This window comes from Glutamicibacter halophytocola, from assembly GCF_001302565.1.
Taxonomy (GTDB): domain Bacteria; phylum Actinomycetota; class Actinomycetes; order Actinomycetales; family Micrococcaceae; genus Glutamicibacter; species Glutamicibacter halophytocola.
This window is the reverse complement of the sequence record NZ_CP012750.1, coordinates 1782100-1795027: the sequence shown is the minus strand read 5'-3', so window position 1 is coordinate 1795027 and position 12928 is coordinate 1782100. Positions and strand designations below refer to the sequence as shown.

Here is a 12928-nt window from a genome sequence, read left to right as displayed (position 1 = left end):
ACCTTTCATCCTCATTCTCTGCATTCGCAGATTCTGTTTTCAATGCGGGTATCCTGCCCCGGACGACCGATCCAGATCAGATGCCGCTCCGCTACGAAATTCCCCTGACGACGCCAACCACGCATGATGCCCAAACGTGTGCGCCCCTCCACAAGCTGAAGTCCTTGGCTGTTCGGACTCAGCACTGATCGATCCAAGACCAATGGCCAACGCTTCCACGTACCATGCACGTCCCACATCTGTGCCACGCCCATGTGCACGCCGTGGCTACGAACAGAGATCCAATGCTCCGGATTCTGTGCGATTTCCTCAAGCAGGTCACCGTCAGATGGCCCCGTGGGCATTTCCAGCAGAAGTTCCACCGACAGGGCTTCAACGTGCCAATCAATCTGAGTAAGGTCGACGTGGCCATAGTCTGTTTTGAATGACTGGTTGCCTGCGTGGTCATAGAGCCATTGCTCGACAACGTCTGTCGGCCACTGAAGTCGAACGACATCGTGTAGGCGCAGAAACTCCGAAAGTCCGCCACCTTGTTCGCGGCACCTAGTTGCTTCCTGTTCGAAATCAGCGAGGAACAGCGATTCTGAACTCGACGAACTCACTTGAGCATCATTCCTCATCTCGCCGCATACAACGCCACCGCAGCAGAAGTCGCCACGTTCAGCGAGTCAACGCCGCCCATCATCGGAATCGTGACACAGCGATCGACCATTGCTTCAGTTTCGGCGCTCAATCCGCGACCTTCGTTGCCGAATACCAACGCAAGTTTTTGATGATCCTCGGCAACCAGTTCGTCCAGCGTGATCGAACCTTCCGCGAGGGTCATGCCAGCGACGATGTATCCAGCATCTTGGAGCTGTTCAATACCTTCAGGCCAATTCTCTACTCTGGCCCAAGGAACTTGGAAGACCGTGCCCATGGATACGCGAACAGCCCGCCGGTACAGCGGATCTACACACTGCGGCGTAATCAAAACTGCATCGACTCCGATGGCCGCTGCACTACGGAACGCCGCACCAAGATTAGTATGATCTTGAATGTTCTCAAACACGGCGATGCGCGAGCGATTCGACTGAGACTCGACAGATATTTTGGAGCACCCGACATTGGTATGGTCGGCGATATCTTCGAGAATGGCGATCCGGGAACCGGTTTCTAGCACCTTGTCCAGGTCCAGAGGTTCTGGGCGGTTCATGGCCGCCATGGCGCCTCGGTGCAGGTGGAAACCAACAAGGTCTTCCAGCTGGCGGTCATCACCAATAAAAATGGGAGCTGTTGGGAAGCGGTTGAATTCATCGGTGAGCTGTCCCAGATGCTTTTCAGCAAGAAGGAAGCTGCGAGGCACATGCCCTGCATTGATCGCGCGCTGGACAACCTTGGTGCTTTCCGCGATATAGAGACCATTCTCCACGTCGGTGCGCATCCGTAGATGCGCCTCGGAAAGCCTCAGATATTCGTCAAGGCGCGAGTCCTGGAGATCTTCAACGTGCAGGATCCGCTCTGGATTAAGAATTTCGGCCACCGGGCTAAACCAACTTCAATAGCATGTTGACCAGTGCAATAACACCGAGGACGACGATAATTCCGCGGAGCCACCCTGGAGAGAGTTTTCGGCCAATTTTCGCTCCGATGAATCCGCCAATCAGGGATCCCACGGCAATCAAAAGGACGATCAACCAGTTGATGCGTTCCGGAGCAATGATGAGGTACATCACTGCGGCCATAAGATTCACGATCAGCGACAAGATGACCTTGATGGCGTTGGACTGCTGCAGCGAAGCCTGCAGGAAGACACCGAATACCGCCATGAGCAAGACGCCCTGTGCCGCGGTGAAATATCCTCCGTAGATGCCGATAACAAATACCAGCACATACAGGATCGTCGGCACCTTGGTTCGGTCCGCCTCATCCGGATCCGTGCCGCCCCGAGCCGCCTGGCGGGTTTTGGCCCACTTGGCCAACCTGGGCTGGAAGATCACCAGGATCAAGGCACAGACCAAGAGGACCGGTGCGACCACGCCGAATACTGATTCGGGCAAGTTCAGCAGCAGCAACGAGCCGATCAGGCCGCCGATGAGGGATACCGGAACCAGCTTGAGCAGCGTCCTCTTCACGCTTGCCGCTTCTTTGCGATAGCCCCAGGCACCAGAGAATCCGCCAGCGACCAGGCCCATCGCATTAGAAACTACCGCGTTGACCGGCGCAGTCCCCAGAGCGACAAGAATCGGAAACGTAACCAGGGAACCGGACCCGACCACAGTGTTAATCGTTCCAGCCCACAGGCCGCCAATAAAGATGAGGGCTTCACGCCAAAACTCAACCACGCAGAAGCTTCCCCTCTAGAGTGTTCAATTACGCGCCAGCAAATGCTGAATAGCGCCCACCTTCACGGCGAAGCTTCAATTTAATTCCGTAGGTCTTTTCCAGATTCTCTTCGGTGAGTGTGGAATCAATGTCGCCAGCGGCGACCACCTGTGCATCGCGCATCATCAAGATGTGGGTAAAGCCGGCAGGAACTTCTTCGAGGTGGTGCGTCACCAAGACAAGCGCAGGAGCGTCCTCATCGGCAGCCAGCTCCGCCATTTGGGCGACGAGTTCTTCTCGTCCGGCAAGATCCAGGCCCGCAGCTGGCTCATCCAGGATCAGGAGCTCAGGATCCGTCATCAGCGCACGCGCAATCAGCACCCGCTTGCGCTCGCCTTCAGAAAGATTGCCGAACGGCTGGTTCATGAACGTGGACATGCCCCATTCATGGAGCAAACGGAAGGCACGGCGTTCATCAAGTTTTTCGTACTTCTCGCGCCAGCGTCCAGTCATGCCGTACGCTGCGGTCAGAACTACGTTTAATGCCTTTTCGTTGGCTGGAATAGAGTTGGCAACCAACGCCGAGCTCAAGCCAATCAAGGGACGAAGATCAAACACTGATACTCGCCCCAAGCGTTCGCCAAGAATATCGGCGGTGCCACGGGTGGGGTGCAACCGAGTGGCTGCGATATTCATCAAGGTTGATTTGCCGGCACCGTTCGGGCCGATAACAATCCACCGCTGTCCTTCTTTGACTTCCCAGGACACGTCCTTGAGCAGTTCTTTTCGCCCGCGTACCACGCTGACATCTTTGAAAGTTAGCACTTCGCTCATGGTATTCAAGACTAGACTTTTCGTTGCTGTTTCACTAATTGAATCACCCGCAATCCCCCGATTATTCGCCGTTCACCTCTGTCATGTTTGGTCGTAATTGCTGAATCATTGAAAAATGGAGGCATGGCTTCTTCACTGGTTTTTGTCTCCCGCCCGTCCTTCCCGCGCCAACAGTTCCTGGCTTTGCTGGACCGGGCGGCAGCAGAACAGCTGATTCCACAAGGGCTGGAGCTCTCGATCAAAACCAGCGAAGAACGACTGGTAGCCAAAGTGCACTACACTGAAGGATCACCTGATCGGCTTCAACAGCTCGCTACTGAATTCATTGACCGGCACGTCACGGCCGGAACGCTGGCCTATGCCGATATGTGCCTGGCCGTAGTGCCAGAAGAGCTCGCTTCGGCCCCGCAACTGCTGCTGCTCATGGATGTGGACTCCACGCTGATCAAGCAGGAAGTCATCGAGTTGCTGGCAGCCCATGCCGGACGGGAAAAAGAGGTCGCTGAAGTTACCGAAGCTGCCATGCGCGGTGAACTGGATTTTGCCCAATCACTGATCCAGCGTGTAGCAACCCTCAAGGACCTTCCGGACTCGGTCCTGGCAGAAGTCGGACAGCGCATCATCTTCTCCGACGGCGCGCCTTCATTGGTTCGCCGCTTCCATGCCGCGGGCCACAAGGTTGCTGTCGTTTCCGGTGGATTCCAGCAAATCCTTGACCCGCTGGCCTCAACGCTCAACCTGGACCATGCCCTGGCCAACACGCTTGGCATCACCGATGGAGTGCTTGACGGCACGGTTCACGGGGAAATTGTTGATCGCCAGATGAAGGAGACGAAGCTTCGCGCTTGGTCCGAAGAGCACCAGATCCCATTGAATGCGACGATCGCTGCCGGTGACGGTGCCAATGACCTGGACATGGTGTCAGCAGCGGGCCTGGGGATCGCCTTCAACGCCAAGCCAGCACTGCGTGACAAGGCAGATGTTCGCCTGGATTTCGGCCGTCTCGACGTGATCGCTGATCTCGTGCTGGATGACTTGAACTAAAAGTTTCCAACAACTCGATAACAATTGAGGTGAATGGGGCCTCTCTGCGCGTCTATCGGTTGTTCCAGCGGTTAGTATTTTCACTAGACGCCCCAATGGCCTGTGGTAGATGCCTCGACCAAGCGGCTAAATCCTAACGCTTTTCGAAAGAACACTAAAACCAGTGCAGACCCCCCCTCAGGACAGTACCCCCACTACGCCTACGAATCCCTCGCACAATAAGAAAAAGCCCAAGAGCAAGGCCAAGCCTTGGATCATTGGCGGTTCTTGTGCGGTAGCCGTAGTCGCGGCGTACTTCGGCGCAGCTGCTTTTGTCAGCTCGCAAGTTCCAGCCAACGCCACCATTGCCGGCGTCAATATCGGCTCGATGAACAGCGACGAGGCGCGTGCGGAAATCGAGCGTGTGGTCTCGCCCTTGGCGCAGGAGCCCATCGAAGTCAAGATTAATGGCAAGGACTACACTGTTGACCCTGCCAAAGCAGGGCTGAGCCTCAACGTCGACGGCACGGTCAAGGACTTGACTTCCTATGTCGTCAATCCGGTGAAGCTCTACGAGCGCCTGGCTGGTGACTATGAAGTCATCCCGGAATTGAATGTTGACCAGCAGAAGCTGTCCGAACAGATTGAGGCTTTGGCGAAAAAGGCCAACGCTGAGGTCACCGAAGGCAAAATCGAATTTGCCGATGGTGCGGCAAAGCTTTCCAAGCCTGTCGACGGGGTGGTCTTGGACAACGAAGCTGCCATCGAAAAATTCAGTGAAGACTGGTCGATTGCCGGTCCCCCGATTGAGCTGCCCGCAGAAGTAGTCAAGCCGCAGATTTCATCGGATACGTTGCAGAAGTTCTACGACGATCAAGTGAAGTCTTTGCTCAAGGGCGACGTGGAACTTGTTTCCGGGGACAAGAAGGCCAACCTCTCCCCAGCATCGATTGCGGCAGCTGCGTCCTACGCGCCGAAGGATGGGGCTCCAGCCCTCACCCTCGACGACAAAAAGCTGTATAAAGCTGCCACCAGCAATTCAGATCTCTCCAGCACCGCGAAAGACGCAAAGATCGTCCTGAAGGGCGGAAAGCCTTCCATCCAGGCGTCAACCAAGGGCATCTCGCTGGAAACGGAAGGCCTAGGCGCCAAGGTGCTTGCCGCCAGCGCGACCGAGAACCGCACTGCCGAAGTCAAGATGACTGAAAAGGAAGCGGATTTCACCACTGCCGAGGCAAAGAAGCTGGGCATCAAGGAACCAATCGTCGATTTCTCGACCCCCTATCCTGCGTCGGACACCGTGCGCACCAAGAACCTCAAGGCTGGCGCGGCACGCGTCACCGGCGTCGTGGTGAAGCCCGGAGAACGGTTCTCGCTGCTTGATACCCTGGGCCCGATTACCGTGGCCAACGGATACTTCAGCTCCGGCGTTGTTGAGAACGGCTTCAGCGCCGAAGCAGTCGGCGGAGGGCTCTCGCAGATTTCCACGATGATGTACAACGTCGGGTTCCTGGCCGGCTACGACGACATTACCCATAAGCCGCACTCCCGCTGGTTCGACCGCTATCCAGCCGGTCGCGAAGCCACCCTGTGGGAAGGTCAGATCGATATGATCTGGGAGAACAACACCCCATACGGCGTGCTGGTGCAGGCATGGGTATCAGACGATGCCGTACACACTCGACTGTGGTCGACCAAGTACTGGGATGTGTCGCAGAAGAGCTCTGGAAAGTACAACCAGACGGACCCCGAGACCAAATACAATACTGCCGAGAAGTGCGTGCCCGAGTCCGGTGGCAAGAAGGGCTTCACCATCGATATCACTCGCTACCGCGAAACCTTCGACGGTTCAAAGAAGCTCCCCGCCGAGACCAAGAGCTGGACCTACAGCCCTTGGCACAAGATCGTGTGCGGCGAAAAGCCATAGCAGTTCAGATTAGCCAATGCCGGGCATCTTCCATGGAAGGTGCCCGGCATTGAACTTTAATCACCACGCAAAAACTGCTGGTGCCAAAAACAGCTGGTGCCCAGCTCCCTGAACGGGAGGAAGGCACCAGCTGTTTGGTGTTGCTGACGAATCAGGCCTGGACTACTTGCCGGACTGCTTCAGGAAGTCTCCTGCGCCACCGACCAGCTCGGTGTAGCCGGTCTCGACGTCGGCAAATACCATCTTGGCTACTTCGGCGCCGAATTCCTCAACGGAGTAGAGCTTGCCAGCGGCCTCGCGGCGGGCATCAATGGCACCTGGCTCCATGCGGTTCAACAACGTAGCGGTAATGGTTCCCTCGATCATGTCGCCGGAGACGACAACAAAGCTGATGTTCTTTTCGGCCAGCTGGGGGATCATTTCGCGCAGTGCATCTTCACCGGCACGCTTGGACTTCGCCACCGCGTCATAGGCGTCCATGGTGGAAACTTCGTTGATGAAGTGTGCCTGGTGGCTGGTCACGAAGACCACGCGTCCGCCATCAGACATTTTTGGCAATGCTGCTTCCAGCATGGCCACCTGGGCGTCCCGATTCAGGCGCAGGGCGTAGTTCTCACCCATCGAGGTTTCCATGCCGCCGGAAGCATTCAGAACAACTACGTCCAGGGATCCGAAGTTCTCCACGGCTGCATCAACCAAGGCCGCCGGACCTTCCGGGGTGGTCAAATCGGCGCCAACGGCTACTGCCTTGCCGCCCTTTTCCTCGATAGCGGCAACGATCTTGTTAGCACGCGGTGCCTTGGCACGGTAATTCACCACAACACCGATGCCCTGTTCAGCCAGCAGCTGCGCGGTAACCGCGCCAATGCCACGGGAGGAACCGGTAACTACGGCACCTTTAAATTCGCTCATCTTGAATGTTCTCCTTGGATCTTAGGGAAAATTGAATCTCGTGCAGCATTCCTTGCTGCAGGAAAGCTCGTTAGTGGCCCATTCCCAGGCCGCCATCGACAGGAATCACGGCGCCCGAAATGTAGGCTGCCTCATCGCTGGCGATCCAGCGAACCACGTTGGCAACCTCTTCAGGCTCGGCGAAGCGGTTGGCCGGGATATTAGACAGGTAGTCCTTCTGGGTTTCTTCAGGCAGCACGGCGGTCATCTCCGTGTTGATGAAGCCTGGCGCCACCACGTTGGCCGTAATGCCACGCGAGCCAAGCTCGCGGGTCAGCGAACGGGCGATGCCCACCAGGCCGGCCTTGGATGCGGCATAGTTGATCTGCCCCGGGGAGCCGTAGAGGCCAACCACCGAAGAGATCAGGACAACGCGGCCCCGCTTCAGTCGCATCATGCCCTTGGTGGCTCGCTTGATGACGCGGAAGGCGCCGGTGAGGTTGGTATCGATCACCGAGGTGAAGTCGTCTTCGCTCATGCGCAGCAGCAAGGTGTCCTTGGTGACACCTGCGTTAGCGACCAGTACTTCAACCGGGCCGTGGGCCGCTTCGACCTCTTTGAAAGCCTCATCGATGGAGGCGCTGTCGGTGACGTCTGCCTTAACGCCCAGCAGGCCGGCGGGAACCTCGCCGCTGCGGTAGGTGATGGCTACCTTGTCGCCGTTGGCCTCGAAGGCACGGGCAATGGCAAGGCCGATGCCGCGGTTGCCGCCGGTAACGAGGACGCTGCGGCCAGTGGTTGGTTCCGTAGTCAATGTATTTCTCCATTCATGCGTTGGCGCGAGCACGACAAATCGTGTGACTGAGGCCTCGACAAACGCACTTTGCCTAGTTAAGTAGCTTCTCCGTGATCAATCCTATTAGTTACTGCCCAGTTTTACCGCTTCGACAGCGCGTAGAAATTACACTCTCGGTGCCACAAGTGAGACAATGGAAGCAGTTTCTGTACAGCAAAGCGAAGTCTTCTACATGTCATCTCAACCCACGAATCACGATTCGCGTGAACCTGAAGTTCACCGCATCACTGAAGCCCGGGAATCGCATACTTCCGAGCGCGATAGCCGTGTGCGCAAATACACGATTTCGATGACTGTCCGAATGATCTGCTTCATTCTCGCGTTCTTCTTTGACGGTTGGCTTCGCTGGGTATTTATCGCTGGCGCCGTCATCCTGCCGTATATCGCTGTGGTCGTTGCCAACGGCGGCGCGGATTTGACCAAGCGCGAGCCGCCAGCCGAGTTTTACACGGACCCTGAACCCGGGCAGCTGCCAGCTCCACCGGCATCCGCAGAACCGTCGGAAATGGAAGCTGAAGTCATTGACGGCACCTTTGCTGATCAGCCAAGCAACCCACCCAAGGAGGACTAGTGGATTTATTAGGTTCACTGGGACAGCCACAAGCCAGCACCGAGGTCCAGTGCTCGCGCAAGGGCTGCCGCAACCGTGCCGAGCACCAGCTGCTTTGGAACAACCCAAAAATCCACACCCCCGAACGCCGCAAAATCTGGCTGGCTTGCCCTGAGCATCTGGACTGGCTGGAGACGTACCTGAAAGAGCGCCTGCTCTACCGGCAAACCCTGCCATTGCCAGGAACTACTGGAGGCACCGAGTAAATGTACCGGTTTCTAGCAAGCACCCGCTGGGTGGGCTGGTTGATTTTGGTAGCCATTTTCGCCACAGCCTGCGTAAGCCTGGGCAACTGGCAGGCCAACCGCAGGGAGCAGGTCCTCACGGGCATTGAACGGGTTAACCGCAATTATTTCGCCGACCCGGTCTCAGGCAGGCAGGCTCTCGAGAAATTCAACCAGCTTCCCGAAGAGAAAACCTGGATGACGGCCAAGCTCACCGGAAGCTACCTGCCCGGCGATACCCTGATCGTGAGGAATCGCATCAAGGCTGGACGCCCGGGCTACGAAGTGCTGGTGCCCTTCAAGACCACGCAGGGCGAAGTTGTCATCATTGACCGCGGCTACCTGCCTATTGGCGATGAGCAGAGCGGCCACCCCGACTCCATCCCGGCACCGCCTTCGGGAGAAGTGACGGTGCTCGCTCGGCTGAAGCCTGGTGAAGTGCGCTTGGACCGAGGCGCCCCAGAAGGGCAGATCGCATCAATCCAGCTAGAGGATTATGCGCAGCAGGTCGACTATGGCATCGCCCAGGGCGCGTACGGCATCATGTACCAGGAAGATCCTGCCCCGTCCGTCACGCCTCAGCCGCTGGATGCGCCGGATATGGACGAGGGTCCCCACCTCTCCTACGAATTCCAGTGGTACGCGTTCGGAGTGCTCGCTTTTGTCGGTTTCTGGTATGCCGCCAGGCAGCAGAAGAAGTTGAACGCAGAGGACGCAGCGGAGCTGGCTGAAGCACGTGCGTTGGGCTTTGACGAACCGGTGCACAAGGTGCGCAAGGTGCGGGCCAAAGCGGAAAAGAAGTTCCGGCGCGACGGTTCCTTGACCGATGAAGCCATCGAAGATGCAATGCTTGATGAGGCGCCAGAAGCACCCAGCGATCTTCGCTAATCGGCTCTATGAGTCCGGGCTCATGGCGCCCAGCGAATGCCCTCCTGGCCGCAACCCCCAGTTTCATCCTGGGGAGCATCCGCCGCAGCGCAGGAAGCATCAATCAGCGTGCGCTGCCCTACCGGCTCTTCGAGCTCCAGCGTGTAGGGAACTGTTTCATTGGACTGGCAGGTTTGAGGTTCGCCATTCAGCGGTTCCACCACCATGCCGATGGTGATATTTTCTTCGCTGTAGTCAATTTGGGCACCGGTAATCCCACCAGTCACCCCTGAACCGCAGGCAATGCGCATCACCCCGAGATCAAGGCTTGTGCTCTTGGAGGTCACCGCCGAGGAATCCATCAGGCTCCATTGCGCGTTCACCGCATCGGATGTTTTCTGCACGCATCCAGAGGCTGCAAGCGTGGCCAGCAAAAGGCCTGCGGCGAGAACATCCATTCGGCTTCCAGATAAACTCATGGCTTGGCACAACCCCTTCTAGCGGTGTCATGCCAAGCCTATGAGTTTTCTTGTTGGGCTGCTAGGCCTAGGTCAGCGACACGAGCTCAAGGTAGTCTTCGTTGAACAAGTCCTCGTCGCCATCGGGCAGGATCACGACGCGCTCTGGCTTCAAGGACATCACAGCGCCTTCATCGTGGCTGACCATTACCACGGCGCCTGGGAAGGTCGACAAAGCGCCAAGCACTTCCGCGCGCGAGGCTGGGTCCAGGTTGTTGGTAGGCTCATCGAGCAGCAGCACGTTGGCGCTGGATGCCACGATAGTTGCCAGTGCCAGGCGGGTCTTCTCGCCACCGGAGAGCACCCCGGCGGGCTTGGAGACGTCATCGCCAACAAACAGGAACGAACCGAGGATCGAGCGCACATCGGCGTCGTTGAGGTGATCCGGGGCATTGCGGCGCATATTTTCCAGCACCGTGGCCTCGGGATCCAGGGTGTCGTGCTCCTGGGCGAAGTAGCCGATCTTCAAGCCATGGCCGGGAACGATCTTTCCGGTATCGGGCTCGGCCACGCCCGCGAGCATGCGCAGCAAGGTGGTCTTGCCGGCACCGTTCAGGCCCAGGATGACGACCTTGGAACCACGGTCGATAGCCAGCGACACGTCGTTGAAGATCTCCAGCGAGCCATAGGCCTTGGACAATCCTTCGGCCATCAACGGGGTCTTGCCGCAGGGAGCCGGATCCGGGAAGCGCAGGGCCGCGACCTTGTCCGAAGCGCGCTCTTCCTGCAGGCCCGAGAGCATGCGGTCAACACGCTTGAGCATGGACTGTGCCGCCGAGGCACCCGAGGCACGAGCCTTCATGCGGGTTGCCTGGGTCAGCAGCACGGAGGCCTTCTTTTCGATGTTGGCACGCTCGCGCTTGCGGGCACGCTCATCGGTTTCACGCTGGATCTTGTAGCGCTTCCAGTTCATGTTGTAGACATCAACAACACCGCGGTTGGCATCAAGGTTCAGGACCTTGTTGACGGTTTCTTCCATCAAGCCGGTGTCGTGGCTGATCATCAGCACACCGCCCGGGTAGTTCTTGATGAAGTCACGCAGCCAGTTGATCGAGTCGACGTCCAAGTGGTTGGTCGGCTCGTCGAGCAGCAGGGTTTCAGCGTCCGAGTAGAGAATCCGGGCCAATTCCACACGGCGGCGCTGGCCACCGGAAAGGGTGCGCAGCGGCTGATCCAGAATGCGGTCCGGCAAGTCCAGGTTGGCGCAAATGGCCGCGGCTTCAGACTCCGCGGCGTAGCCGCCGGCAGCAATGAATTCTGCTTCCAGCCGGTCATAGCGGCGCATGGCCTTGGCCGAAACGGCAGGGTCGTCGCTGGCCATTTCATCGCGGTTCTGGGCCAGCTTGCCCAGGACAACGTCCAAGCCGCGGGCGCCGAGAATGCGGTCTCGGGCCAGCTGCTCCATATCCGGGGTTTTCGGATCCTGGGGCAGGTAGCCGATGGAGCCCTTGTGGGTCACATCTCCGCTGGTTGGCTGGGTCTCGCCGGCGAGGACCTTGGTCATCGTCGTCTTGCCGGCACCGTTGCGTCCCACCAGTCCGATCTTGTCGCCCTTGTCGATGCGGAAGTTCACTTCGTCCATCAGCAAGCGGGCGCCGACGCGTAGCTCAAGGTTGGCTACGGAAATCATATGGTGTGGACCTTTCACGCGGTGGCACAAATCTATGCCCATTAATTGGGCAACTTAACTAGTCTACCGGCCAAAGGCCCAGGCACTGGCGGAAAGTGCATAAACTAACAGTCCAGCGCGCATTTTTGATCGGCTACTGCCCTGGTTGGGAGCGGTAGTCCTTCATTTGAATCAACCGGCGGCGCAGCGAACCTTCTCGGCGAAGGTCCCCTCCGCTGGTCTTGTCGATGTGCTCCTTGCCAAAACGCCACAGCAGGACGTCGTCCAGCAGGCGGTCTGGGCCCGGCGAATAGCGGTGGTCCAATGCCGCGCGAACGTCGGTGACCACGTTGGCGTCCAGCAACTGCGCCAATTGCCAGGTCTGGTTGATTTCGTGCGCATCGAGCAGTTCGGAGGCCCAAGACCAATCGTCGTCGCGTTTGCGGTCAACGTGCGGCAACAGGGTCTGCCAGATTTCACCAATCTTTTCGCCTGACAACGGCTCGGCTCCGGCACCCTGCTGGTCGTGGTAGCCGTTGAGCCGGTGGTACAGCTCATTGATATCGGTGAAGTAGTCTTCAACCGTTTCAAGCATGGCCGCGGTGGCGGTGAAGTGCCGGTCAATCTGCGGGTTCCAGGCGGCTTCGCCGGGATGCTTGAAGCGGATGTCGTGTTCCATCTCGCTCCAAGCGTGCTGGAGCACCGTGCGGATCTGGACTTCAAAGACGAAGTTTCCGCTGGCAACCACCGGCTTTCCCAGGGCTTCCTGGAATTTCCGCACGGTTGGTTCGCTGCGGGTTTTGAGAAGCAGGTGCCTTGAAGAGTACCCGTAGGTCCCCGACTCGACTGAACCGATATCCTTCTCGCGATCGCTGCGGCAGTCGAAGGAGTCCCGGTGGGATTTGATCAGGCTTGCAACCTGCTGGATTTCATGAGGCAGCATCACGATGATGCGGATGCCGACCATGTCGTGGATTTCGCGCAGCGGGTTGGGGAATTCGAGCACCGGAGCGCTCTCGCTCGTTTCCTGCAACCGGCGCGAAGCCTTTGCACGGAAGGACTGCGCAGATTTGACCCGTCCGGTGATGAACAAGGGCTGGACTTCGCTTTGCGCAAAGAGCCTGCGGATCTTCGCTTTCATGGCAGACATGACGGTATTCAGCTCGCCGGTGACAGACTTGTACTGTTCAACGGAGTTCTCGATGTGCTCGGAGAACTCATCGTCCCTTGGCTCACGCTGGGGTTCCGTCATAACTGCCTCCTCG

14 protein-coding genes are annotated in these 12928 nt (G+C 58.0%); 5 read left to right on the top strand and 9 right to left on the bottom strand.

Annotated elements, in window-relative coordinates:
* Positions 1–11: 11 nt before the first annotated feature.
* The 4 genes from AOZ07_RS08250 to AOZ07_RS08235 are packed head-to-tail and all read right to left on the bottom strand — an operon-like array spanning position 12 to position 3138.
* Positions 12–602 carry a hypothetical protein gene (locus tag AOZ07_RS08250; RefSeq protein ID WP_060701558.1) on the bottom strand — a complete coding sequence of 197 codons (591 nt, stop codon included), beginning with the start codon at positions 600–602 and terminating at the stop codon, positions 12–14.
* 14 nt (positions 603–616) lie between these two features.
* Complete coding sequence (locus AOZ07_RS08245) at positions 617–1522, bottom strand: TrmH family RNA methyltransferase (protein ID WP_236995299.1); 906 nt, start codon at positions 1520–1522, stop codon at positions 617–619.
* A gap of 4 nt (positions 1523–1526) precedes the next feature.
* On the bottom strand, positions 1527–2324 hold the full coding sequence (locus AOZ07_RS08240; RefSeq protein ID WP_060701557.1) for a sulfite exporter TauE/SafE family protein: 798 nt from the start codon (positions 2322–2324) through the stop codon (positions 1527–1529).
* Between the two features lie 28 nt (positions 2325–2352).
* Positions 2353–3138 carry an ABC transporter ATP-binding protein gene (locus AOZ07_RS08235; RefSeq protein ID WP_060701556.1) on the bottom strand — a complete coding sequence of 262 codons (786 nt, stop codon included), beginning with the start codon at positions 3136–3138 and terminating at the stop codon, positions 2353–2355.
* Between the two features lie 123 nt (positions 3139–3261).
* On the opposite strand from AOZ07_RS08235, the gene serB reads away from it, so the two are divergent.
* A complete protein-coding gene (gene serB, locus AOZ07_RS08230) occupies positions 3262–4182 on the top strand; it encodes a phosphoserine phosphatase SerB (RefSeq protein ID WP_060701555.1) in 921 nt (306 codons plus the stop codon).
* Positions 4183–4345: 163 nt separating this feature from the next.
* A complete protein-coding gene (locus AOZ07_RS08225; protein WP_060701554.1) occupies positions 4346–6088 on the top strand; it encodes a VanW family protein in 1743 nt (580 codons plus the stop codon).
* Positions 6089–6250: 162 nt separating this feature from the next.
* Here the strand turns inward: AOZ07_RS08225 and AOZ07_RS08220 are convergent, their stop codons facing one another.
* Complete coding sequence (locus AOZ07_RS08220) at positions 6251–7000, bottom strand: SDR family oxidoreductase (RefSeq protein WP_060701553.1); 750 nt, start codon at positions 6998–7000, stop codon at positions 6251–6253.
* Between the two features lie 70 nt (positions 7001–7070).
* Positions 7071–7793: a beta-ketoacyl-ACP reductase gene (gene fabG / locus AOZ07_RS08215; protein ID WP_060701552.1), complete on the bottom strand. Its 723-nt coding sequence runs from the start codon at positions 7791–7793 to the stop codon at positions 7071–7073.
* A 175-nt stretch (positions 7794–7968) separates the two neighbouring features.
* Between fabG and AOZ07_RS08210 the strand changes: the two genes are divergently transcribed.
* From AOZ07_RS08210 to AOZ07_RS08200, 3 genes are read left to right on the top strand one after another with little or no spacing between them, the layout of a single operon-like run.
* Positions 7969–8406: a DUF3099 domain-containing protein gene (locus AOZ07_RS08210; RefSeq protein WP_060701551.1), complete on the top strand. Its 438-nt coding sequence runs from the start codon at positions 7969–7971 to the stop codon at positions 8404–8406.
* Entirely contained in the window at positions 8406–8651 is a 246-nt protein-coding gene (locus tag AOZ07_RS08205; protein ID WP_060701550.1) for a hypothetical protein, read from the top strand. The genes AOZ07_RS08210 and AOZ07_RS08205 overlap by 1 nt, the downstream gene beginning before the upstream one ends.
* Complete coding sequence (locus AOZ07_RS08200; protein ID WP_060701549.1) at positions 8652–9557, top strand: SURF1 family cytochrome oxidase biogenesis protein; 906 nt, start codon at positions 8652–8654, stop codon at positions 9555–9557. It abuts the gene before it with no gap.
* Positions 9558–9577: 20 nt separating this feature from the next.
* On the opposite strand, the gene AOZ07_RS08195 is transcribed toward AOZ07_RS08200, so the two are convergent.
* The 3 genes from AOZ07_RS08195 to AOZ07_RS08185 form a co-directional block, all read right to left on the bottom strand.
* Complete coding sequence (locus AOZ07_RS08195) at positions 9578–10015, bottom strand: hypothetical protein (protein WP_194943842.1); 438 nt, start codon at positions 10013–10015, stop codon at positions 9578–9580.
* A 67-nt stretch (positions 10016–10082) separates the two neighbouring features.
* Positions 10083–11684 carry an ABC-F family ATP-binding cassette domain-containing protein gene (locus tag AOZ07_RS08190; RefSeq protein ID WP_060701547.1) on the bottom strand — a complete coding sequence of 534 codons (1602 nt, stop codon included), beginning with the start codon at positions 11682–11684 and terminating at the stop codon, positions 10083–10085.
* 133 nt (positions 11685–11817) lie between these two features.
* Positions 11818–12915 (bottom strand): GTP pyrophosphokinase, encoded by a 1098-nt coding sequence (locus AOZ07_RS08185; protein WP_060701546.1) that lies wholly within the window; start codon positions 12913–12915, stop codon positions 11818–11820.
* Between the last annotated feature and the right edge of the window lie 13 nt (positions 12916–12928).